Origin of the sequence: Aeromonas sp. 600282, from assembly GCF_049175755.1 — a bacterium.
GTDB classification, from domain to species: Bacteria; Pseudomonadota; Gammaproteobacteria; order Enterobacterales; family Aeromonadaceae; genus Aeromonas; species Aeromonas veronii_A.
Window position 1 is genome coordinate 100,549 of sequence record NZ_JAAKVR010000015.1, and the last position, 22,592, is coordinate 123,140.

Genomic DNA, 22,592 nt, shown 5'->3' on the forward strand with positions numbered 1-22,592 from the left:
TTTCCTTTGGCTTTAGCGTTTGATGGCTTTCAAAATAACGAATTTGCTGTTCGACGCAACGACTTGTGCGTTGGCAAACAAGCGCTTGAGTTTGTTGTGATAGTCCAGATGACGGTTGCCTACTATCCAGAGTTCACCCCCCTGAGGCAACACCCGGTGCGCATCGCTGAACATCTGCCAGGCGATATGATCGGTGATCGCCTGTAACTGATGGAAAGGAGGGTTGCAGAGGATCCGATCCGCCGAACCTACCGCCACCCCGTCGAGACAGTTATTGACCATAAAGCGGGCACGCGGCAGTGCATCGGGCAGATTGTGCTCGACGTTGAGCTGTGCCGAGGCGACCGCCATATAGGATTCATCGATAAAGGTCACCTCCACCTCGCTATCTTTGGCGAGCAGCGACAGACCCAAAACCCCGTTGCCACAGCCCAGATCGATCACCTTGCGGGCACTGTGGATGGGCAGGTTGTCCAGCATAAAGCGGGCACCGATATCGAGACTGGTGCGCGAGAAGACGTTGGCATGGTTGTGGATGAGCATGCCACTCCCCTCCAACGGCCAGACAGTCGGGAAGGGGTTGGCCAGCGCGGGGCGTTCTGCCTGCGGCTCGCAGTGAATGAGACGCGCCTTCTTCCAGGCCAACGAGGTACGGGTAGGCCCCAGATACTTCTCGAACAACTTGAGGGTGGAGGTATGAATATCCTTCGCCTTGCCGGCAGCGATAACGCGGGTTGCCGGTGTCACCACCTCCCGCAGCGCCAGCAGTTGCTGCTCCAGCAGTGCCTGATATTTGGAGACCTTGATCACCACCAGCGCAGGAGCATCGGGCAGCGGTGCCAGCGCATCCTGCAAGGTAATCCCGCTCGTATCCAGCCCATTTTCGGCCAAATTGGCCATGGTAGCCCGCTCACTGATGTAGGAGTCGGTGACACAGCAGGGGGAGTGCGGATGCAGATAGGCGGCAAGCGTGCCAAAACCGTCATTCATGATGATGACGTGGCCCGCCTGCTCGAGGGGGGACTCCGCCAGAGTGTTGATCAGATATTCGTCAGCCGCATCCCAGGCTTGCAGTGTCTCCTGACTCTGGCGCGGATAGCGGTAGAGCGTGAGCTGGCAATGGGGAGTGTCGAGAAGGGTTTGCATAGGAAGAGTCCAACCTCGGCTTGATTCATGGATACAGGCGCCAGGGGCGACGCAAAGTGGCGCTATTCTAGCGAGGAGCAGGAATTTCACCAGTTCGGAGCGTGCTAATGAACGGATAGCAGGCGATTTTCCTTTTGCGGGGGCTTATTCCACACCTAGACAGCCGATAGAATGGCCCGACATTCACTCTGGAAGCTGATCCTATGACCATCCAACAACTGATTGAAGCCAAGCTGACGGCAGCCCTCTCCCCCACTCTGCTGGAAGTGATCAACGAGAGCCACATGCACCGAGTGGAGCCGGGCTCTGAGAGCCACTTCAAGGTGGTGATCGTCAGCGAACAGTTTGCGGGTCAGCGCCTTCTCTCTCGCCATCGTCAGGTCAACGCCATCCTGGCCGATGAACTGGCCGGCGCTGTCCATGCACTTGCACTGCATACCTACACGGCAAGCGAGTGGCAGGAGAAGGGTAAGGCACCACGCACACCAGCTTGTGTTGGCAACCCCTCGCACTCCTGAACGGCTAGCTGTCACCCATTGCTCTGACCCACCACCCTATGGGTGACAAACAAACAAAAATTAAACAAAAAGCCGCCAGCCTGCTGATCCTGACAACCATAAATAGGTATTTAATTCAGTTTTCCCTGGCGGCTTAGTCACAGCCTTACACAAACATACCCCCATGGGGGTATTAAAATAAAAAAACCTTTAAAACCACAGCTTACAAGGAATTCAGGGGTTATTCATTGCAGGTTAATTTTGTGATGACGCAGGGATTTTGCCTATTTGGCATGGCAGAAAATGGGCCTTAAGTGGTAGACTCAAGCGCTTTTGAGTGACCTCGCATGTTGAATAATTGCTGAGCCTGACCACCCGGCGCAGCCACAACAGCGACTCATTCAACCACCCGTCGTGATGTATTTCTCGGCGCTAACCAACCTCTCTTCCCGTAACGGTAGTGCAATTAAGTATGATTACAATCAAAAGAGGACTGGACATCCCCGTGCTGGGTGCGCCAGAGCAAGTAATCTACGATGGCCCCGCCATCACCCGTGTTGCTACACTGGGCGAGGAGTTCGTGGGGATGCGACCTACTATGTTCGTCAAAGTAGGTGATCGCGTCATCAAAGGTCAGGAGCTCTTCGAAGACAAGAAGAATCCCGGCGTTAAATTCACGGCCCCCGCCACCGGCGTAGTTTCAGAGATCAACCGTGGAGCCAAACGTGTGCTCCAGTCTGTGGTCATCGACCTCGACGGCTCCGATGAACAGGTGACCTTCGAGCATTTTGCCTCTTCCGAGCTGGTCAAGCTCGAGCGCAGCAAGGTGCAAGAGATCCTGGTTGCATCAGGTCAGTGGATAGCACTGCGCACTCGCCCGTTCAGCAAAGTCCCTGCGGTTGGCTCAGCCCCGCGCGCCATCTTCGTGACCGCGATGGACACCAACCCGCTGGCCGCCAATGCAGAGCTGATCATCAAGGAGCAGTCCCAAGCATTCCTCGATGGTCTTGCCGTATTGACCCGCCTGACCGACGGCACCGTCTATGTCTGTAAAGGCGAAGGCAGTCTGCCTCACTCCTCTTTGGCTCAGGTCAAGGAAGAGATCTTCGTCGGTCCGCACCCTGCCGGTCTGCCGGGTACCCATATCCACTTCCTGGATCCGGTCAGCAGCACCAAGGTGCAGTGGCACATCAACTATCAGGATGTGATCGCATTCGGCAAGCTGTTCACCACCGGTCAGATCTGCACCGACAAGGTGATCGCGCTGGCCGGCCCGAATGTGCTCAAGCCGCGTCTGCTGCGTACCCGTCTGGGGGCCTGCATCAGCCAACTCACCAACAATGAGCTGCGTGCCGATGAAAACCGCGTCATCTCCGGTTCCCTGCTGAGCGGCGCCAAGGCTGAGGGTGTTCACGACTATCTGGGTCGTTACCACAATCAGGTCTGTGCACTGGGCGAGGGTCGCGAGAAAGAGTTCCTGGGCTGGATCAACCCCAGTGCCAACAAGTTCTCCATCACCCGCACCACCCTCTCTCATCTGATGAAGGGTCGCCTTATCAACTTCACCACCACTACCAACGGTAGTGACCGTTCCATGGTGCCTATCGGCAACTATGAACGGGTGATGCCACTCGACATCCTGCCTACCCTGCTGCTGCGGGACATGGTCTCCGGCGATACCGACGGTGCGCAAGCACTGGGCTGCCTGGAGCTGGATGAGGAAGATTTGGCCCTCTGTACTTTCGTTTGCCCCGGCAAGACCGAGTACGGCCCTATCTTGCGTGAGTGCCTGACCAAGATTGAACTGGAAGGTTAAGCGATGAGTTTCAAGCAACTTCTTGAAAATATGGAACATCACTTCGAACCGGGTGGAAAGTACGCCAAGTACTACGCCCTGTTCGAAGCGGCGTATACCCTGTTCTATACCCCGGGTAGCGTTACCCGCAATGCCGCCCACGTCCGTGATGCGCTCGATCTGAAGCGCATGATGATCATGGTGTGGCTGGCCGTGTTCCCGGCCATGTTCTGGGGCATGTACAACGTTGGCAACCAGGCCATCGCCGCCATTGCCCACATGGGCTCGGCAGCCGGTGCCAGCAGCTGGCAATATGCCCTGGCCACCATGCTGGGTGCCTCCCTCGATCCGTCTGTTGCCGGTATCGGCAGCAAGATGCTGATTGGCGCCACCCACTTCTTCCCGATCTACATCACCGTCTTCTTTGTCGGTGGTTTCTGGGAAGTGCTGTTTGCCATGGTGCGCAAGCACGAGATCAACGAAGGCTTCTTCGTGACCTCCATCCTGTTTGCCCTGATCGTGCCGCCCGAGCTGCCCTTGTGGCAAGCTGCGCTGGGCATCACCTTCGGTGTGGTAATGGCCAAGGAAGTGTTCGGTGGTACCGGCAAAAACTTCCTGAACCCTGCGCTGGCAGGTCGTGCCTTCCTGTTCTTCGCCTACCCAGGCCAAATCTCCGGTGACGCAGTCTGGGTTGCCGTTGATGGCTACTCCGGTGCAACCGCGCTGAGCCAGTGGGCTCAGGGCGGCCAGATGGCGCTGATCAACGGTGCCACCGGTCAGGCTATCAGCTGGATGGACGCTTTCCTTGGCAACCTGCCGGGTTCCATCGGTGAAGTCTCCACCCTGATGATCCTGCTGGGTGCGGCCATGATCGTCTATATGCGCATCGCCTCCTGGCGCATCATCGCCGGCGTGATGGTCGGTATGATCGCCACTTCCCTGCTGTTCAACGTCATCGGTTCCGATACCAACCCCATGTTCAACATGCCGTGGCACTGGCATCTGGTACTGGGTGGCTTCGCCTTCGGTATGGCCTTCATGGCGACCGACCCTGTCTCCGCCGCCTTTACCAACAAGGGCAAGTGGTGGTACGGCGCCCTGATCGGCGTGATGGTCGTGCTGGTTCGCGTGGTCAACCCTGCGTTCCCGGAAGGCATGATGCTGGCCATTCTGTTTGCAAACCTGTTTGCTCCCCTGTTTGACCACTTCGTCGCTCAGGCAAACATCAAGCGGAGGATTGCTCGTGGCGTTTAATAAAGACTCAACCTTCGGCACCATCAGCGTGGTCACCGGCCTCTGTCTGGCCTGTTCCATCGTGGTATCCGTTGCTGCCGTTGGCCTGCGTTCTACCCAAGAGGAGAACAAGGCGCTGGATAAACAGAGCAATATTCTCTCCGTAGCCGGCGTGGACATCAGCGATGTAGCCAAGCGCGATCTGGCCAAGCTGTATGGCGACAAGATCGAAGCCCGTCTGGTGGATCTCGCCACCGGTAACTTTGTTGACGGCGATGCCGACAACTTCGATACCAAACAGGCGGCCAAAGATCCGGCGCAAAACATCCGTCTGGCTGCTGCCGAGGACAAAGCTGGCCTGCGCCAGATCTCCAAGCTGGTTCCGGTGTTCTTCGCCAAGGATGCCGATGGCAAGATCGACAACATCATCCTGCCCATCTACGGTCAGGGTCTGTGGTCTACCATGTATGCCTTCGTCGCGGTTGCCGCTGATGGCCAGACTATCAAGGGCATCACCTACTATGACCACGGTGAAACCCCTGGTCTGGGCGGTGAAATCGAAAATCCGGCCTGGCGCGAGCTGTTTGTCGGCAAGAAGCTGTTCGATCAGGATGGCATGCCGGCGCTGCGCGTCATCAAGGGTCACGCTCCGGCGGGCTCCGAGCACGAGATCGACGGTCTCTCCGGCGCCACCCTGACCGGTAACGGTGTACAGCATACCTTTGACTTCTGGATGGGTCCCAAGGGCTTCGGTCCTTTCCTGGCCAAGGTTCGTGCAGGAGAAATCAACAATGGCTGACAAGAGCGAAATGAAAAAGTTGCTGTTGACTCCAGTGCTGGGCAACAACCCCATCGCCTTGCAGGTGCTGGGTGTCTGTTCCGCACTGGCGGTTACCAGCCAGATGAAGACAGCGTTTGTAATGACCCTTGCGGTCATGGCGGTCACCGCCTTCTCAAACCTGTTCATCTCCCTGATCCGCAACCAGATCCCGAACAGCGTGCGGATCATTGCCCAGATGGCGATCATCGCCTCGCTGGTTATCGTGGTTGACCAGGTGCTCAAGGCGTATGCCTATGACATCTCCAAGCAGCTGTCAGTCTTCGTCGGTCTGATCATCACCAACTGTATCGTGATGGGCCGCGCCGAAGCGTACGCCATGAAGAGCGCGCCGCTCCCCTCCTTCCTGGATGGTATCGGTAATGGTCTGGGCTATGGCGCCATTCTGCTGAGTGTCGCGACCGTGCGTGAACTGCTGGGCTCCGGCACCTGGTTTGGCATCGAGCTGCTGCCGCTGGTGAACAACGGTGGCTGGTATGTACCCAACGGCCTCCTGCTGCTGCCGCCGAGTGCATTCTTCATCATTGGTCTGATCATCTGGGGCGTGCGCACCAAGGATCCCAAGCAGGTGGAGGCGAAGGATTAAGGTATGGAACACTATCTGAGTCTGTTGATTAAATCGATCTTCATCGAAAACCTGGCACTCTCCTTCTTCCTGGGGATGTGTACCTTCCTGGCGGTATCCAAGAAGGTCAAGACCTCCATGGGTCTGGGTATTGCCGTTATCGTGGTGCAAACCATCGCCGTACCGGTCAACAACCTGATCTACAACTATGTGCTGAAGGCCGGAGCTCTCTCCCCTGACCTGGATCTGAGCTTCCTGAGCTTCATCACCTTTATCGGGGTGATCGCAGCGCTGGTACAGATCCTGGAGATGGCGCTGGACAAGTACTTCCCGGCTCTCTACAACGCGCTGGGCATCTTCCTGCCGCTCATCACCGTGAACTGCGCCATCTTCGGTGGCGTTTCCTTCATGGTGCAGCGTGACTACACCTTCGTGGAGTCTGTGGTCTACGGCGTGGGCTCAGGGGCAGGCTGGATGCTGGCGATCGTTGCGCTGGCGGGTATCCGCGAGAAGATGAAGTACTCCGATGTTCCGGAAGGCCTGCGTGGTCTGGGCATCACCTTCATCACCGCCGGTCTGATGGCGCTGGGCTTCATGTCCTTCTCTGGTATCTCCCTGTAATCGGCTTTCCTGCAATCAGAAAGGAACGATAGATGGAAATTATTTTGGGTGTGGTCATGTTTACCGTGATCCTGCTGGCACTGGTGGCAGTCATTCTGTTCGCCAAGTCCAAGCTGGTGACCGCGGGCGACGTGACAATCAGCATCAATGGTGACCCGGCCAAGGCTGTGACCAGCCCGGCCGGTGGCAAGCTGCTCGGCGTACTCGCCGGCAACGGTATCTTCGTCTCTTCCGCCTGTGGCGGCGGTGGCTCCTGCGGCCAGTGCAAGGTACGGGTGAAATCCGGTGGCGGCGACATCCTGCCGACCGAACTGGATCACATCAGCAAGGGTGAAGCCCGTCACGGCGAGCGTCTGGCCTGCCAGGTCACCGTGCGTGGCGACATGGACATCGAACTGCCGGAAGAGATCTTCGGGGTGAAGAAGTGGGAATGTACTGTTATCTCCAACGATAACAAAGCCACCTTCATCAAGGAGCTCAAGCTGCAGATCCCCGATGGCGAGAGCGTACCGTTCCGCGCCGGTGGTTATATCCAGATCGAAGCGCCGGCTCACCATGTGTACTACAAGAACTTCGATATTCCCGAGGAGTATCGCGGTGACTGGGATCGCTTCAAGATTTTTGAGCTGGAGTCCAAGGTCGATGAGCCGATCATCCGTGCCTACTCCATGGCAAACTATCCGGAAGAGTTCGGCATCATCATGCTGAACGTGCGTATCGCGACCCCGCCCCCGAGCAACTGGACTGCCCCTCCGGGACAGATGTCCTCCTACATCTTCAGCCTGAAGGCTGGCGACAAGGTGACTATCTCCGGTCCGTTCGGTGAGTTCTTCGCCAAGGATACCGATGCCGAAATGGTATTCATCGGTGGTGGTGCAGGTATGGCGCCGATGCGTTCCCATATCTTCGACCAGCTGCGTCGCCTGAAGTCCAAGCGCAAGATGAGCTTCTGGTACGGTGCCCGTTCCAAACGCGAGATGTTCTATGTCGAAGACTTCGACATGCTGGCGGCCGAGAACGAGAACTTCACCTGGAACGTAGCCCTGTCCGATCCGCAACCGGAAGACAACTGGGATGGCTACACCGGCTTCATCCACAACGTGCTCTACGAGAACTATCTCAAGAACCACGAAGCGCCGGAAGATTGCGAGTTCTACATGTGTGGACCTCCCGTGATGAACGCAGCCGTCATCAACATGCTCAAAGATCTGGGCGTTGAGGACGAAAACATCCTGCTGGATGACTTTGGTGGTTAATCCATGAACAGCGTTGTAAAGACCTGGCTAGCCTTCGGGCTAGCCTTTTTCTTGACAGGGTGCGGTCAGGAAAGCACGGTCCAGTCGAAACCGGAGATCCATATCACCGGCAGCACCATGGGCACTTACTACTCCATCAAGGTGGCGGACAACGTCATCAGCGATGCAGCCAAGTTTCAGGCCGAGGTCGATGTACTGCTGGAGCGAGTCAACGATCAGATGTCCACCTATCGCCCCGATTCCGAACTGTCGCGCTTCAATCAGCACCACAGTTCGACACCGGTAGTGGTATCGCGGGACACCGCGCGGGTCATTACAGAAGCCATTCATATTGGCCGTGAGAGCCAGGGGGCGCTGGACGTCACCGTCGGCCCCTTGGTCAATCTGTGGGGCTTCGGTCCGGACAAACGGCCGACCAAGATGCCATCAGAGGAGCTGATCACCCAGACCCGTCAGAAGACCGGCCTGGGCAACCTGCACGTCATCACTTCGGTCGATGCCGACACCCTGCAAAAGGACATCCCGGATCTTTACGTTGATCTCTCCGCCATTGCCAAGGGCTTTGGTGTGGACAAGGTGGCCGAGTATCTGGAGTCTCTGGGTGCGCGCAACTATCTGGTGGAGATCGGCGGCGAGCTGCGGATCAATGGCGTCAACGGCAAGGGACACCCCTGGCGCGTTGCCATCGAAAAGCCGACAGCCAATGCCGGTTCGGTGCAGGAGGTGATCGTTCCGGGTGACAACGGAGTGGCCACCTCCGGCGATTACCGCAACTACTATGAGATGGATGGCCAGCGCTTCTCCCACACCATAGATCCACGCACCGGCAAGCCAATCCAGCACCGCATGGTGTCGGTCACCGTGATCCACCCCTCCTGCATGACCGCAGACGGGCTGGCGACCGTATTCATGGTAATGGGACCGGAGAAGAGCCTGGCCTATGCCAAAGAGCGCGGCCTGGCGATCTTCGTGATCACCAAGACGGACAACGGCTTTGAAGAGGCCTACTCCGATGCGTTCAAACAGTATCTGGTCAGGAAATAGGGAGGATAGATGCAGGTTTTTCTGATCACCTTCGGGGTATTCATGCTGGTGATAGCCGCCATGGCTATCGGCTATATCTTCCAGAAAAAATCCATCTCCGGCTCCTGTGGCGGTCTGGGGAGCGTTGGCATCGAGAAAGAGTGCGACTGCCCCGAGCCCTGCGACAATCGCAAGAAGAAGATGGCCAAGGAAGAGGCCCGTCGCAAGATGCTGGAAGAGAACCGCATCATCTGATGACTCTGATTGTTCGATAAACAAAAGCGCGCCATCGGCGCGCTTTTTACTGGGCGTTATCTTGCGTTAACGGTCAGGTTGACGTTCGATATAGAGGATCACCTCGCCAAGATGGATACCGAACTTGCTGATCTCGGCACGATTGATCAGACGATCTTCGTCCAGCAGATACATCCAGTCATCGAAGCTCACCCGCACTACCTCGCCATCCGGCAGCGCCAGATCAAGCTGATAACGCCAGTTGAGGGCAAACCCTTGGCTTTTACCCATCGCCTCCCCCACCACATCGGAAGCAGTACCTCGCCAGTGACCGTCAACCCCCTTGCTCAGATACCAGGTACGGGTCTGCTGGCGGCCATCATCAAAGTAGAACTGCTCGAACAGCTCTCCCTTGCCATCCTTCCAACGACCCACCATCTCGACCCGAAAGCGACTGGTCACTTCGCCGCTGCGGTCGGTTACCAGGCCGTGAGCCACTAATTTACCGTTGAAGAAACGGGCGAGATCCCAGTTTGGCCCCTGCCCCCGATAGTCATCGAGACTGGCACCACAGCCGCTCAGCAGCAAAAAAGGGAGCAACAGCAACCAGCGGTATGCACGATAGAAAAACATTGGAAACTCCATGTTCAGGGTTGGCCACGCAGGCGGCGGGTCAGGGCAGGATCGCGGCTGTTGTCAGCCAGCCAGATGGCGAGAAAAGCGGCCGAGAATTGCGGATCGGCCAGAGTGCCGAGGGGCTTCTCCTGCCACCAGAAGTGGCCTGTCCCACCCTTGTCGACATAGAAGGTAAGCCGGTCACCCGCCTGGATATCGGGCCAGAGTGCGGCGAGCTGGCCTAGCCAGCGCTGACGGTCGGCGTCAGAGCCAAGACCGAGTCGCTGCCACTCGGCGGCGGTGGCGCTCAGCAGATCTTGCCGCTCGATGGATCTGGCATAGGTGAGGGTCAGTGCCTGTGGATAGTGACCGGGCTGATAGCGCCCGCTCGCACTGTAGAGGGTGGCATCGTAGAGCTTGAACCAGAGCCAGTTCATCTCCCCCTGCCCGACCGGGCGCAGCTGCTGCCAGGGTGCGGCAGAAGCCTGCACCGCGGTTGCAGCAAAGAGCGTAAACGCCAGCAGCAGCGGGTTAATTCCACCCCATATGCCAGTGGTTGGGGTCTTCCAGTTCATGCCAATCCATCTCCTGTTCCTGCAGGGTGTTGATATCCTGCATCACCACCTGCACCAGCTGCCCCTGCGCATCCCGCTGGCAGGCAACCACCAGATAGAAGCGATCAGTCAGCTCATGCTGGCTCTCTTTGGTCCATTTGGAAAAAAGCAACGAGTCGGTCGAAAAGGTGTTTGTCATGACTCACCCTCCAGCTTGACCATTACCCACAGGAGTACGGGTAACCACCACATCCAGATCACAGCCAGCTGCGCCGAACTGATCCAGATGCCCCAGGGTAAGTGTACTGCCCCCATGGCGGCCCCCGCCACATAGGAGGAGGCACCACCAAATACGCCAAACAGTGCCTGCTGCCAGCGAGGCAAGCGCAGCAGCCAGCGCATACCGTGGGCCAGCGTCAGGGCAAAACCGAGCCAGAGCAGCACCAGCCAGAGGGGAAAACCAGACGGGAAACGGAACAGGCCGAGCTGCCAGAGCAGGGCATCCAGCAGACAGCCAGCAACCGCGATGGGGAGCAGCCGCCAGTCACGCAGGCGGCTGGGTGAGAAAATAAAGTGCAGCAGCAACATTGCCAGCAGCGGGCCCGGCTGCTGCCACTTCACCGCCAGCAACCAGTAGAGGTTGAACCCCAGCAGGTGAGCCCACTGCCACATGGTCAGTGAACGCTTACTGGCACATCACCCGACCAGCCAGCGGGCCCCGGCTTGGCGGCCTCCAGCTGCACCAGACTGATGGTGCGCTCCCAGAATCCCCCCTCGCAATAGGCGAAGTAGAAGTGCCACAGCCGGATGAAATCCTGGCTGTAACCGAGCTTGGGCAGCTCGGGCGCCAACGCCAGAAAGCGATCGCACCAGTGAGCTAGGGTGCGGGCATAGTGATGGCCGTGATCGTGCAACCGCACCAGCTGCATGTCGGTCTCCCGCGCCAGCAACCCCGCCATCTGGGAGACACTCGGCAGGCAGCCACCGGGGAAGATGTAGCGCTGGATGAAATCAACGCCGCGCAGATACTGGGCATGGCGCTGATCGGCGATGGTGATGGCCTGGATGAGCAGGCGACCACCGGGTTTGAGCAGCCGCGACAGCTGGCGGAAATAGTCGGGCAGGAAGGCGTGGCCCACCGCCTCGATCATCTCGATGGAGACCAGCTTGTCATAGGTGCCCTCCAGCTTGCGGTAATCCTCCAGCAGCAAGGTGATGCGATCCCCCAGCCCCTCCCGCGCAATCCACTCCTTGGCATAGTCGTGCTGGGCCCGGGAGATGGTGGTGGTGGTCACCCGGCAGCCATAGTGGCGGGCGGCATAGACGGCAAGGCCACCCCAGCCGGTGCCGATCTCCAGCAGATGATCGTCAGGCCCCAGCTCAAGTCGCTCGCAGATGGTGCGCAGCTTGGCCTGCTGCCCCTCTTCCAGAGTGGCCCCGGCACTCGGATAGATGGCGCTCGAGTACTGCATATGGCTGTCGAGAAAACCCTGATAGAGGGTATTGCCGAGATCGTAGTGGGCGGCGATGTTGGAGCGCGACCCGGTCAGAGTATTGCGGTTGAGCCAGTGGCGCACCTTGTTGAAGGGAAAACTGAGCCAGCCGAGGCGCCGTTCAAGGGAGTCAAGCAGGGTCAGGTTGCGAGCCAGCAGCCGCACCAGCGCCACCGGATCCGGGCTGGTCCAGAGCCCCTCCACCCAGGTTTCTCCGGCGGCAATGCTGCCCCCCAGCAACAGGCGACGATAGAAGGCCGGATCCTGTACCACCAGTTCGGCATGCAGATCGGTACCCGCGACGCCAAAGCTGTGGCGCTCACCGCCATCCCGCAGCAGCAGCTGGCCATGTTCGAGGCGACCCAGCAGATTGAGCAGCAGTTGTCTTGCCCCCTTGTCGATGAAAGAGGCAGAGAGGGTTGATTGAGCAAGTTCCATTAGCGGCTCTCCGGATGGGTAAAAATCGGGGTTCGTTTGATAAATAGACGCAGGGCCTGCCAGTAGATCCCGAGCAGCACCTTCATGGTCATCCATGGCCAGCGGGCCAGCAGGGCCACCAGCCCCTTGCGCGACAAGGGTTCGCGAGTGAGCGCCAGGGTTGCGTCAAACAACTTGGCTTCACCGGATACGGGATGACTCTCGATGTGGATCAGTGTCTCCTGCGCGGGCGGCCTGATCCGCCAGTGATAACGCATCGCCAGCCCCATAAAGGGGGATACGTGAAAATCCTTGTCATGGGGTGCCAGCGCCGCCAAATCCAGCAGGTAGTAGTGACGCTCGTTCCAGGGGGTGTTCGACACCTCTGCCAGCAGATAGCGCGCCTCGCCCTGCCGGTAGCAGAAGTAGAAGTTGACCGGGCTGAAGTAGAATCCCAGACAGCGCACGTTGCCGAGCAGCAGTACCCGCCCCTCGGGCTCGGCATCGCCACCCAGCTCGCTCACCTTCTGCCACACCGCCTGCTTGAGGCTTCCCTCACTCCCCTTGAGATAGTCATGGCGGTGAAACGAGAGCAGCCCCGAGCGCTCCACACCGAACCAGCGCCCCTGATCGAGCTGCGGCAGCTCGTCGAGATCCAGTCCCAGCATAAAGAGGCTGTAGGAGAAGGTGTGAGCCCGTGGTGCAAAACGGCGGTGGCGCACCGAGCCTTGCCAGATGGCGCTGGTGACGCCAGCCAATTCGTCGGCACGCTCATGTTCAGTGGCCACGGTGGCGCCGTTCATAGCTCGGCTCCGAAGCGCCTGGCGACATCCAGCGCGCTGCGCACCCCATCCTCATGGAAGCCGTTGTACCAGTAGGCACCACAGAAGTGGGTGTGCTGCTGGCCGCAGATCTCCGCGCGCCGCTGCTGGGCGGCAATAGAGGCCTGATTGAACACCGGATGGTGATAGACGAAGCGGCGCAGCACCTTGCTCTCATCGACCTTGCCCCTGGGGTTGAGACTGACGCAGAAGGGCTCCGGCGAGTTCACCCCCTGCAGGATGTTCATGTTGTAGCTCACCAGCGGCCGTGCCTCGTCGTCGCCATCGAGTTGATAGTTCCAGCTGGCCCATGCCTTGCGACGGGTAGGCAGGCAGCGCGCATCGGTATGGAGCCAGACATCGTTGGCCTGATAGGGCATGTCGCCGAGGATGGCCAGCTCCCGCTCGCCGGGATCTGCCAGCAGCGCCAACGCCTGATCGCTGTGGCAGGCGAAGATCACCTCGTCAAACCGCTCCTCGCCGTAACTGCTCAGGATCACTACGCCATCCGCTTCCCGCCGCACGCTCTGCACCGGACAGGCGAGGCGGATCTGCGACTGCCAGCCTGCCGTAAGGGGGCCGATATATTCCCGCGAGCCGCCCGGGATCACGTACCACTGGGGGCGATTGGCCACATCGAGCAGGCCATGGTTGGCAAAAAAGCGCAGGAAGAAGCCAAGGGGGAAGGCGCGCATATCGGCCAAGGTCGATGACCAGATCGCCGCCCCCATCGGCAAGATGTAGTGGCGGGCGAAGTAGTCGCTAAACTCCCCCGCCAGCAGAAAGTCCCCCAGGGTCAGCTCGGGGACTGCATCCTGCTGTTGGCCATCTGCCAGCCAGGCCCGCGCCTCCCGGTTGAACCGCAAAATCTCGCCAACAAAACCGTAGAAACGGGGACTCAGCAGATTGCTGCGCTGTGCAAACAGGGTGTCGAGGTTGTGGCCGTTGTACTCCAGCCCCTCCGGGCTCTTCACCGAGAAGCTCATCTCGGCCGGTTGCCGCGCCATGCCGATCCGCGCCAGCAACTTCAAGAAGTTGGGGTAGGTACGATCGTTGAAGACGATAAAGCCGGTGTCGATGGCATAGCTGCGGCCAGCCTGATTCACATCGACGGTCGCTGTATGGCCTCCCAGGGTCGGCGCCGCCTCGAACAGGGTGATGTCATGGAGTTTGTGGAGCAGAAAACCGGCGGTGAGCCCCGAGATCCCTGAACCGACGATGGCGATCTTTTTCTTCATGAATGGCTTCCTTTCGATACGAGTGCGCGGCCAAGGCGCAGCCAGAGCCCCACCGGCAGCGCACCAAGCAGGCGCAGCAACCAGATGAAACGGCGGGGAAAGTGGATCTGGTGACGACCGGCGGTCAGCCCGTCCATGATGACGCGGGAGGCCTGCTCCACCGTCACCAGACAGGGCATGGGAAAATCATTTTTGGCGGTGAGCGGCGTCTGGACAAAGCCGGGGCGGATCAGGGTCACCCCGATCCCTTTGCTGGCCAAATCGAGGCGCAAGGTATCCGCCAGATAGTCGAGGGCCGCCTTGGAGGCGCCATAGGCCTCGGCTCGTGGCAGCGGCAGCCAGCTCACCGACGAACTGACGATGGCCAGCCGTGACCCAGCCCCTAGCAACGGCAAGAAGGCGGCCAGCGCATGGCCGGTAGCGGTCAGATTGGTGTCGATGACACGGGCAAACAGCTCGCTGTCAAACCCCTCGCCGACATCCATGTACTCGCAGTTGCCTGCGTTGAGGATTAGCAGATCGAGGGATGGCAGCGTAGCGGCTATCCCGCTCATTGCGGCCAGATCACGGGCATCGAACTGCAGCGGAGTGACGCCATCCAGCCCCAGCGCCTGCAGCCGTTCACCATCGCGGCCACAACCCCACACCTGCCAGCCGGCGCGCCGGTAATCCAGCGCCAACTGGCGACCTATGCCGGAGGTCGCGCCTGTGATAAGCACCCGGCCGCTCATGCGCCAAGCCTCATCTTGATGGTGCGAACCACTGGCCCGAGCAACGGCAACTGCTCGTAGAGCATGGCGCCCAGGTCAAAATAGTCCCTGTGCTGGCACACCTTGCCCGCCTCGTCGAATTCGAGGCGGGTGGCCCCCTCCACCGTCACCGGCTCACCACCACGCAATCTGGGGTGAGAGAAGGTCATGGTCCAGCCGAGCCAGGCCTGTGGCCCTTGCTGCTGCTGACTGGTGATGACGAAACGACAGTAGGCGAGGCGCTGATAGAGGGCGGCAAAATAGTCGCCAAGGGCCGCCAGCCCCTCGATACGGTGAGCCGGATCGATAAAGACCACCTGTTCGGCATAGACCTCGGGCAAGCGATGCAACTGCTGTTTGTCCAGTTGCTGATAGAGGCCAATAAAGCGGGCCAGCGGCTCGTTCATCCTATTTCTCCAGAGAGCGAAACATCTCGATGGCTCTCACCCGGGCAACGGCGTGATCCACCATGGGTGCCGGATAATCCTGTCGCCCCTTGAGTCGCAGCCAGTCGTGGGGCTGATGCACATAAGCGGCAGGAATATCGGCCAGTTCAGTTACCCAAGTACGGATAAACTCCCCTTGTGGATCAAATCGTTGCCCCTGAGTGGTGGGGTTGAAGACCCGAAAGTAGGGGGCCGCATCGGCACCGGTGCCTGCAGCCCACTGCCAGCCGCCATTGTTGGCTGCCAGATCCCCGTCGATGAGTCGACTCATGAAGTAATCCTCCCCGAGCCGCCAGTGGATATGGAGATCCTTGGTGAGAAAGCTCGCCACTATCATTCGCAGCCGGTTGTGCATCCAGCCGGTGGCGTTGAGACAACGCATCGCCGCATCGACGATGGGGTAGCCGGTGCGCCCCTCGCACCAGGCGGCGAAGGCATCCGGATCCCAGCTCCACGGCAAGGCCGCCGTCTCGGGCTTGAAGGGGCGATTCATCGAAAGAGTCGGGATCAGCACCAGCAGGTGGCGATAGAACTCGCGCCAGATAAGTTCGTTTAGCCAGACAAAGCCGGGCTGAGCCTTGGACTGGGGCCGATAGCCGAGCCGCTGCTGGAGCGCCGCCACACACTGGCGCGGGCTGATGATGCCCGCCGCCAGATAGGGGGAGAGCACAGAGGTGCCCGCGATGGCAGGAAAATCGCGGGTCTCGCCATAGTCGAGCACCGCCTGCTCCAGAAAAATGTTCAAACGACGCTGAGCTTCCGCCTCCCCCACTGGCCAGCGGGGATCCGCCGTCAGCTCGCCGAGCGCCTCATCAACCCACGCACGTTCGGCCAGCGGCTGCCACGGCAACGACTCGCCACGGGGCGCTGGGGCGCGATGAATGACAAACCCCTCTTCATCGAGGGCCTTGAGCCAGGCACGGCTGAAGGGGGTGAACACCTTGAACATCTCACCCGAGCCGGTCAGCACCCGCCCCGGCGGCAATACGCAACAGCCGTTGAACCAGTGACAGCTCACCGCCTGATCAGCCAGCGCGGCGCTGACGGCGTGATCGCGACGCTGCTCATCGATCTCGATAGCCTGATTGGCATAGAGCTGGGTCACACCCTGCTCGCGGCAGAGGTTTGCCAACGCAGCGGGCACCTCGGCAAAGGTCTCCACTCGCAGCAGATGGAGCGGGATGCCGAGCGCCGCCAGCTCGCGGCCCAACTCATCCACCTGCGCCAACATAAAGCGCTGACGGATGGGGGCCATTTTGTGCTGCCGCCACTGGGTAGGAGAGATGATAAAGAGCGCGGCGACCGGTCCATCACCGGCGCAGGCATGCCGCAGCGCCGGGTTGTCGGCAAGACGCAGATCGTTGCGAAACCAGACCAGTTTCATGATTTTTTCCTCCCGCGTCCGCTGGCGCCAGCCGCAGCAGGTGCGTTCGCCATCAGCTCGGCAAGGCTCGCCTGCCAGCCGTGTGCTTTCAGCCACTCATCGTCGTAGAGACGACCCAGTTCGCCAAACAGGCGCGTGCCTGCGGGCCACTCGGCGGCCAGCTCCTGTTTGCCAAGCCCTGCCCCCAGCAATACCAGCCAGGGGGTAACGGCACGCCCCTCCAGCAAGCTGGCATGGCGCGGCTCGACCGCCCCCAGCAGTTGCACCTCATAACCCTGACCGATCAACTCGTAGGCGGCCCAGACCAGATCGAGGGGGCCGACTTGCCCCCAACTCGCCAGCGTGATCGGCACGCCCTTCTCCTGCTCGATCAGGTGGCGGGCGAAGCGGGTATGGAGCCAGCCCAGCCACACCTGTTGCAGCAACTCGCCATCGGGCCGCTCGCGCCACAGCCCCAGCAGCCGCTCCACAAGCGGTTGCAGTACCCGGCTGCGCACCAGCTCGAACGGGTAGCTCGCCAGCAGATCGTTGAGCTCAGCCTCAGCCTTGCGCTGGTTGAAGGCGAGCAACGCCTGACTGAACTGCTCCAGGGTCTGCTGCCAGTGATCGCTCACCGGATCGGAATGGGGTTCGCTCAGGAGCCCCTTCACCTGCCCGATACTCACTCCCCGCTCCAGCCAGCTCAGGATCTCGCCGATTTGGAGGATATCCTGCTCGCTGTAGAGGCGGTGGCCCTTTTCGGTGCGGGCCGGTTGCACCAGACCGTAGCGGCGCTGCCAGGCACGCAGGGTCACGGCGTTGACGCCGGTGAGACGGGAGACCTCGCGAATGGGGTAGATCCCCTCATCAGCGAGAGGAGCAACTTCTTGCGATAAATCAGACATGACAACGTCCATCAAACAGAGGGGTAAAGCACCCCGGCGCAAACCATGCGCCGGGGCAACAGAACGGATTCAGAGCCCGTAACGCAGCTTGAGCGTATCGGGGTGCGGATTGAGATAAACCTGCTCGGCGAGATAGGGATTGGGGTACTCGCGCAGGTAGTGACGGATCAAGGTGAGCGGCACCAGCAACGGGAAGATACCGGTGCGGTACTTGTCGATGGTATCGGCAAGCTCCTGCTTCTGGGCCGGGGTCAGCACCCGCTTGAAGTAGCCCTGCAGGTGCATCAGCACATTGGTGTGGCTGCGACGGTTGGCCCGCAGGGTCAGCGCCGTCATCAATCCCTTGATGTAGTTGTCGGCCACCTCCTGCAAATTGGTGGACTTGCCCAGATTGCCGAGCAGCTTGCCAAGCGCCCGGTAGTGGGTGGTGGCGTGGGAGAGCACCAGATACTTGTAGCGGGAGTGGAAGCGGATCAGCGCAGAGGCGGTGATGCCGCGGGCGCAGAGCTGCTGCCAGTCGTGGTAGGCAAAGACCCGCAGCACGAAGTTCTCGCGCAGGATGGGGTCGCACAGGCGGCCATCCTCTTCCACCGGCAGCAGGGGGTTGGCCTCCATCAATGCCTTGGCAAAGAGGCCGATCCCCTCCTTGGCGCTCCCCTCGTTGTTGGCGCCATAGACCTTGACCCGCTCCATACCGCAACTGGGTGATTTGGCACAGAGGATATAACCGGAGATGAAGTCAAGCTGGCGTGCCTTCTGCTCGCTGAAGGCGATCAGCTTTTCGGTGACATCGAAGCTACCGTTGCTCGCCTCGGCACGGATCTCGCCGTTGCGCTTGACCAGCCGGATGGCGGCACGGGGCGCCCCCAGACCGATAGCCATCTCGGGACAGACGGGGTGATAGTCAAAGTGAGCGCCAAGATCCCGTTCGCAGAAGCTGGAGCGCTTGTGGCCCCCATCGAAACGTACCTCTTGTCCCAGCAGGCAGGCACTGATACCGACTTTAATCTTGTACATGATGACGCCCCTTGTATAAGCATTGATTCAGTTATAGCAGTTATACAAAAAAATGAAAGTTGTATAACTATTTGCGACTGATACGACACAAGGAGAAAAAAGGGATCACCGGAAAAAGAAAAAACCCATGGCGAACGCCATGGGTAAAAGTCAAGACACTACGGACTACGGGAAGGGGGATTAGAAGCTGTACTTCACACCCAGGCTGGAGATGGAACCTTTTTGCAGATCCCAGTTGCGATAGGTGTAATCGGCAGTCAGCGCCCAGTTCTGGTTGAGCTTGTAGGCACCGCCCACCTTGAAGTCGTGCATATCGTCGGTCATGTTGGCGTAGCGATAAGCGGTAGAGAGCTCGATGTCGCCGATGTCGTAGCGCAAGCCCACTTCACCGTACATGCTGCCGCTATCCTTGCGAGCCACTTCGTCCCATCCCTTGTTGTTCTTGGCCAGCTCACGCTCAAGTTGATAGCCCATCAAACCGGTTTCGCCATAGAGATTGAGTCCTGTGCTCAGCGGGGTAAAGACACCGATACCCAGGCTGGAAATGGACATGCTGTCATTGCCGTCGTTGCGGGAGGTGAATTCGGTTCCGGCACGACCGTAGAAGTTGGAGCCAAAGCTCTTTGAGAGGTCCAGGCTCAGACCACCAAAATCACGGGTACCTTTGCTGGCAGCATCACGGGGAAATGCAGCGCTGTCTTGGCTAAGGTAATCAGACTTGGTGTGCGCCCAGGTCAAACCGCCCTTTGCGTAGCTGAACGCATCCTGTGCCAGAGCGGAAGTAGAGGCGAAACCGGCCAGAACCAGAAGAGATACAGTTGCTTTTTTCATGATGATAACTCCATGTGATTGGGCCCGTTGCTAGCGAGCTGGTATGGAGTCATTGTGCAGTCAGCATCCCGGCTTGCCGAGCGGCAAGCTATTGCAAAACCATGTCAGATGTAAGCAGATATTTCCCGAGATGTCAGGGGTAACAAATTGCCGGCCCAAGCGGTTTGCATGGGCCGGACAACACCAAATCAGCGGAAGACCACCTCATCAATTTCGACCCTGACCAAGGGCTGCCCGGTCAATCCGGCAGGACGGGGGATCTCGAGTGCCAGCGACGGACGGACTTGCCCCTTGCGCAGATAGGTCTCCGGCAAGCGATTCTCGGCGACCCAGAAACGGGCTTCCTGACGGCTCAGCTGCACTCCGTCAGCACTGAACAGAGTCACCATGCCGCGCACCCCGACCACATTGCGGCTGCCGGTATTGCTCACCATAAAGGTCAGCGCCAACGGATCAGACCCCTCGAGCTTGTCCAGCTTGACCACCACACCGTCGCGTGCCGCTTGTGACAGCAATTCGGGGTTGGCCTTGGCCTGCTCGGTCAGTACCGGTGCTGCAACCGCCACCACGGCCCCCGCTTTCCCATCAGCAGCCATACCCTGCACGGGTTCGGCCGGTTTGACCACCAGATACTCCCAGGTAAAGTCATCGTTGAGCTGAACCTGCCGACCATCGGGCAGCGTCACCTGAGAAAGAGGGGCAGCCTGCGCCAACACGGGGGAGAGGCACAGGGCAATCAGCAGACGGGAGAAGGGTTTCATAGGGCGAAGCTCGACAACAGGTGAAAGGGCGACAGTATAAACAGTCCCGCCACCCCTTGCCTATGACAGCACTCACGTTCTGGCTCCGGCGTCGCTTGCCCACGGGCTAGATGGCAAGATCGTGCCGCTCTTTGTGCGCCATATCCAGAGTCACCAGATCGAACTCGGTCCTCTTGAGGGCAGAGAGAATATCCGATTGCATATCAAAGGCCTGAGCACGCTGATGCTCGGGCAGACGCACCCGGGCCAGGGTGGTAGAGCAGTCGCACAGGGTATGGAAAAAGACCTGCGCCTCATCCAGCCCCATGTCGGCCAGCATCTGTTCGGCCTGATCCACCATTCGTAGATAACGTTGCTTCAACTGCCGTGGATTGGTGAAGCGATTGCTGAGGCAACCGTTGCTCCCTTTGCCCCAACGACCGAGCTGACGCTTGTTGAAGCCATAGCGAAAATCACGGCTCATCACCCCGTTATCGGCAAAAAACCAGATGGTGTTGGCAGGCAGTGAGCCGAACTGGGCAAGATAGTCATCACGCTCCTCCACCGCGGCCGGAACCAGCAACGGCAGATGAGCCCATTCCGGACGAGCCTGCACATACTCACCAATGCGGCGAACCGGATCGATCAACCCCTCCATATTCGGCAGGCGATCGCAAAAGATGATTTCGTCACTCTTGATGACCCAGTGATCGATGCCATAACGCTGGCAATAACGGCGGGCTCGGGCCACTTCGCTGCGGCTGCGGGTCGGATTATCGAGGGTGATGGCGCGGATCTTGATCCCGCTGGCACGACACAGATCGATGCTGTAACAGGATTCCAACCGCCCCGAAAAAGAGACTATCAGCTCGTCAAAATTTGCCAGTCGCTCAATCAGCTGCAGCTCCCTGGCTTGAAAAGAGTGATCATATCCCTGATTCAAGACAACAACATTGGCATCCATTAAACAGCTCCGGATGATAAACAGGTGGCTTATTGTGCGGGAAACAAGCTGAATAGGCCCTTACAGAGTCAGGTTAAAATTAAAACTTGATGATTATTTCCCGTGATTTATCCGTAAAATCAACATCTTGAGCGTCGTACACTCGCAATCTGGCCTGATGTACCCGATGGGCTCGCAAAAAGCCCTGCGCCTGATCCAGCGAGGTGAAGGTCAGGTGCTCCCCCTCGCTGTCTGTCAGACAGAGGTACTCCCCTTCCGCATCGATACAGAGCTGATAACCACTGCCATCCTTGCAGGCGATGATCAGGGTTGCCTCGGGATAGTGACTGAGCCAATTGCGAAACCGGCCATGCTCCATAGTACTCCTGGAGGGGCATCACCCCTTGTCGGTGACAGGCAAACTGTCCAGCTCACCCAGTTGCTGACGGCAACTCGCCACGTCGGTAAAGACGATCCCCCTGATGCCGAGGGCCTCGGCGGCCGCAATATTGACGGGACTGTCATCAATAAAGATGCACTCTGCCGGTTTCAGATCGAACGACACCAGCAGATAGCGATAGATATCCGGCTCCGGCTTCATCATCCGTACCCGCGCCGACACCACCTTGCCGCTGAAAAAGCGCCAGAAATCCTGATGCTGCTCCAGCCAGTCGATGCTGGCGTGCCCCATGTTGGAGAGGGCATAGAGCGAATGGCCCGCTCCGTGCAGCTCGGCTATCAGGGTTAGCATAGCGGGATCTGGCAGCAGGGAAGCGGGAACTGCCTGTAAAATGGCCAGATTCTCCGCCGCAGAGAGGCCGGTGCGCGCTTGCGCTTCCCGGGCCATGTTGTGGAGCGACATGGTGCCTCTGTCTACCTCCAGCCAATCCGGGTGGTTAAAGAGCTGCTCGGCCAACTGTTCGGCCCCTTGCGGACCACGCACCGAACGCACTATACCTACCGGATCCCAGCTCACCACCACCCGTCCCAGATCGAAAATAATCGCCATCGTCTTTACCTCCCCCACTGGGTGTCAGTCATCAAAACAGAGTCAATAGAACATCGCTCATACACCATTTTCTTAACCGGATACCCTGCCCCCATCCCCGCCCGCGGGCAAGTTTTACTTGCATCAGACCGGCAAATCCCTTAATGGTTATGACGTTACTTCAAGGACACACCTATGCACGCACCATTCTTCTTTGCTTTCTCGTTTATCCGGCCCGCTTGAGGGAAGGCCTGTCGTCGTGTG

The 22,592-nt window shown here is 59.1% G+C and carries 27 protein-coding genes and 1 other annotated feature (1 of these 28 running past the window's edge); of the genes, 9 read left to right on the forward strand and 18 right to left on the reverse strand.

All coding sequences use genetic code 11. The features are described 5' to 3' along the window. Positions 1–12 precede the first annotated feature (12 nt). The gene (locus G5137_RS14950) at positions 13–1,146 is read right to left on the reverse strand and encodes a methyltransferase (protein ID WP_421209759.1); all 1,134 of its coding nucleotides are present in this window, start codon (positions 1,144–1,146) and stop codon (positions 13–15) included. Positions 1,147–1,349: 203 nt separating this feature from the next. Here G5137_RS14950 and G5137_RS14955 point away from each other — a divergent pair, with 203 nt between their 5' ends. The 9 genes from G5137_RS14955 to nqrM all read left to right on the forward strand — a co-directional run bounded on the left by G5137_RS14955 (position 1,350) and on the right by nqrM (position 9,229). After that, entirely contained in the window at positions 1,350–1,664 is a 315-nt protein-coding gene (locus G5137_RS14955) for a BolA family protein (RefSeq protein WP_227341207.1), read from the forward strand. A 451-nt stretch (positions 1,665–2,115) separates the two neighbouring features. Continuing rightward, positions 2,116–3,459: a Na(+)-translocating NADH-quinone reductase subunit A gene (locus tag G5137_RS14960; protein WP_421255613.1), complete on the forward strand. Its 1,344-nt coding sequence runs from the start codon at positions 2,116–2,118 to the stop codon at positions 3,457–3,459. Positions 3,460–3,462: 3 nt separating this feature from the next. Beyond that, on the forward strand, positions 3,463–4,692 hold the full coding sequence (locus G5137_RS14965; RefSeq protein ID WP_216951905.1) for an NADH:ubiquinone reductase (Na(+)-transporting) subunit B: 1,230 nt from the start codon (positions 3,463–3,465) through the stop codon (positions 4,690–4,692). Continuing rightward, a complete protein-coding gene (locus G5137_RS14970; protein WP_005343676.1) occupies positions 4,682–5,470 on the forward strand; it encodes a Na(+)-translocating NADH-quinone reductase subunit C in 789 nt (262 codons plus the stop codon). The genes G5137_RS14965 and G5137_RS14970 overlap by 11 nt, the downstream gene beginning before the upstream one ends. Further along, positions 5,463–6,095 (forward strand): NADH:ubiquinone reductase (Na(+)-transporting) subunit D, encoded by a 633-nt coding sequence (locus G5137_RS14975; protein ID WP_033114212.1) that lies wholly within the window; start codon positions 5,463–5,465, stop codon positions 6,093–6,095. Before G5137_RS14970 ends, G5137_RS14975 begins: the two co-directional genes overlap by 8 nt. A 3-nt stretch (positions 6,096–6,098) precedes the next feature. Continuing rightward, positions 6,099–6,695 carry an NADH:ubiquinone reductase (Na(+)-transporting) subunit E gene (gene nqrE, locus G5137_RS14980; protein ID WP_227341212.1) on the forward strand — a complete coding sequence of 199 codons (597 nt, stop codon included), beginning with the start codon at positions 6,099–6,101 and terminating at the stop codon, positions 6,693–6,695. 32 nt (positions 6,696–6,727) lie between these two features. Further along, on the forward strand, positions 6,728–7,951 hold the full coding sequence (nqrF, locus tag G5137_RS14985; protein ID WP_216951907.1) for an NADH:ubiquinone reductase (Na(+)-transporting) subunit F: 1,224 nt from the start codon (positions 6,728–6,730) through the stop codon (positions 7,949–7,951). 3 nt (positions 7,952–7,954) lie between these two features. After that, a complete protein-coding gene (locus G5137_RS14990; protein WP_421255614.1) occupies positions 7,955–8,995 on the forward strand; it encodes an FAD:protein FMN transferase in 1,041 nt (346 codons plus the stop codon). A gap of 9 nt (positions 8,996–9,004) precedes the next feature. Next, complete coding sequence (gene nqrM / locus G5137_RS14995) at positions 9,005–9,229, forward strand: (Na+)-NQR maturation NqrM (protein WP_216951909.1); 225 nt, start codon at positions 9,005–9,007, stop codon at positions 9,227–9,229. 66 nt (positions 9,230–9,295) lie between these two features. Here nqrM and G5137_RS15000 read toward each other — a convergent pair whose 3' ends face one another. The 17 genes from G5137_RS15000 to G5137_RS15080 all read right to left on the reverse strand — a co-directional run bounded on the left by G5137_RS15000 (position 9,296) and on the right by G5137_RS15080 (position 22,349). Next, the gene (locus G5137_RS15000; RefSeq protein WP_216951910.1) at positions 9,296–9,841 is read right to left on the reverse strand and encodes a DUF3833 domain-containing protein; all 546 of its coding nucleotides are present in this window, start codon (positions 9,839–9,841) and stop codon (positions 9,296–9,298) included. Positions 9,842–9,855: 14 nt separating this feature from the next. Further along, positions 9,856–10,398 carry a chalcone isomerase family protein gene (locus G5137_RS15005; RefSeq protein WP_216951911.1) on the reverse strand — a complete coding sequence of 181 codons (543 nt, stop codon included), beginning with the start codon at positions 10,396–10,398 and terminating at the stop codon, positions 9,856–9,858. Further along, positions 10,355–10,576, reverse strand: coding sequence for a TIGR02450 family Trp-rich protein (locus G5137_RS15010; protein WP_005338671.1), 222 nt, complete (start codon positions 10,574–10,576; stop codon positions 10,355–10,357). The genes G5137_RS15005 and G5137_RS15010 overlap by 44 nt, the downstream gene beginning before the upstream one ends. Beyond that, positions 10,573–11,049, reverse strand: a complete 477-nt coding sequence (locus G5137_RS15015; protein WP_064338593.1) for a DUF2878 domain-containing protein — start codon at positions 11,047–11,049, stop codon at positions 10,573–10,575. The genes G5137_RS15010 and G5137_RS15015 overlap by 4 nt, the downstream gene beginning before the upstream one ends. 2 nt (positions 11,050–11,051) lie before the next feature. Continuing rightward, entirely contained in the window at positions 11,052–12,308 is a 1,257-nt protein-coding gene (locus tag G5137_RS15020) for a class I SAM-dependent methyltransferase (protein ID WP_421255615.1), read from the reverse strand. Then, a complete protein-coding gene (locus G5137_RS15025; protein WP_139433734.1) occupies positions 12,308–13,090 on the reverse strand; it encodes a DUF1365 domain-containing protein in 783 nt (260 codons plus the stop codon). Before G5137_RS15025 ends, G5137_RS15020 begins: the two co-directional genes overlap by 1 nt. Next, entirely contained in the window at positions 13,087–14,346 is a 1,260-nt protein-coding gene (locus G5137_RS15030; RefSeq protein ID WP_421255616.1) for an NAD(P)/FAD-dependent oxidoreductase, read from the reverse strand. Before G5137_RS15030 ends, G5137_RS15025 begins: the two co-directional genes overlap by 4 nt. Beyond that, positions 14,343–15,077 (reverse strand): SDR family NAD(P)-dependent oxidoreductase, encoded by a 735-nt coding sequence (locus tag G5137_RS15035; RefSeq protein WP_421255617.1) that lies wholly within the window; start codon positions 15,075–15,077, stop codon positions 14,343–14,345. The genes G5137_RS15030 and G5137_RS15035 overlap by 4 nt, the downstream gene beginning before the upstream one ends. Continuing rightward, on the reverse strand, positions 15,074–15,502 hold the full coding sequence (locus G5137_RS15040) for a nuclear transport factor 2 family protein (RefSeq protein ID WP_139410959.1): 429 nt from the start codon (positions 15,500–15,502) through the stop codon (positions 15,074–15,076). The genes G5137_RS15035 and G5137_RS15040 overlap by 4 nt, the downstream gene beginning before the upstream one ends. A 1-nt stretch (position 15,503) precedes the next feature. Beyond that, a complete protein-coding gene (phrB, locus tag G5137_RS15045; RefSeq protein WP_421255618.1) occupies positions 15,504–16,925 on the reverse strand; it encodes a deoxyribodipyrimidine photo-lyase in 1,422 nt (473 codons plus the stop codon). Beyond that, the gene (locus G5137_RS15050) at positions 16,922–17,809 is read right to left on the reverse strand and encodes a MerR family transcriptional regulator (protein ID WP_216951917.1); all 888 of its coding nucleotides are present in this window, start codon (positions 17,807–17,809) and stop codon (positions 16,922–16,924) included. The genes phrB and G5137_RS15050 overlap by 4 nt, the downstream gene beginning before the upstream one ends. Before the next feature lie 69 nt (positions 17,810–17,878). Then, positions 17,879–18,826: a YbgA family protein gene (locus tag G5137_RS15055; RefSeq protein ID WP_005343644.1), complete on the reverse strand. Its 948-nt coding sequence runs from the start codon at positions 18,824–18,826 to the stop codon at positions 17,879–17,881. A 180-nt stretch (positions 18,827–19,006) separates the two neighbouring features. Beyond that, positions 19,007–19,657, reverse strand: a complete 651-nt coding sequence (locus G5137_RS15060) for an outer membrane beta-barrel protein (RefSeq protein ID WP_216951918.1) — start codon at positions 19,655–19,657, stop codon at positions 19,007–19,009. Between the two features lie 188 nt (positions 19,658–19,845). Continuing rightward, entirely contained in the window at positions 19,846–20,418 is a 573-nt protein-coding gene (locus tag G5137_RS15065) for a DUF3157 family protein (protein WP_216951919.1), read from the reverse strand. A gap of 106 nt (positions 20,419–20,524) precedes the next feature. Beyond that, on the reverse strand, positions 20,525–21,361 hold the full coding sequence (locus G5137_RS15070; protein WP_227341232.1) for a hypothetical protein: 837 nt from the start codon (positions 21,359–21,361) through the stop codon (positions 20,525–20,527). 79 nt (positions 21,362–21,440) lie between these two features. After that, positions 21,441–21,719 carry a DUF6482 family protein gene (locus tag G5137_RS15075; protein ID WP_421172772.1) on the reverse strand — a complete coding sequence of 93 codons (279 nt, stop codon included), beginning with the start codon at positions 21,717–21,719 and terminating at the stop codon, positions 21,441–21,443. A gap of 18 nt (positions 21,720–21,737) precedes the next feature. Beyond that, positions 21,738–22,349 (reverse strand): HAD family hydrolase, encoded by a 612-nt coding sequence (locus tag G5137_RS15080; protein ID WP_421255619.1) that lies wholly within the window; start codon positions 22,347–22,349, stop codon positions 21,738–21,740. A 170-nt stretch (positions 22,350–22,519) separates the two neighbouring features. Next, positions 22,520–22,592, forward strand: a sequence feature (Phe leader region); it runs 49 nt beyond the window's last position.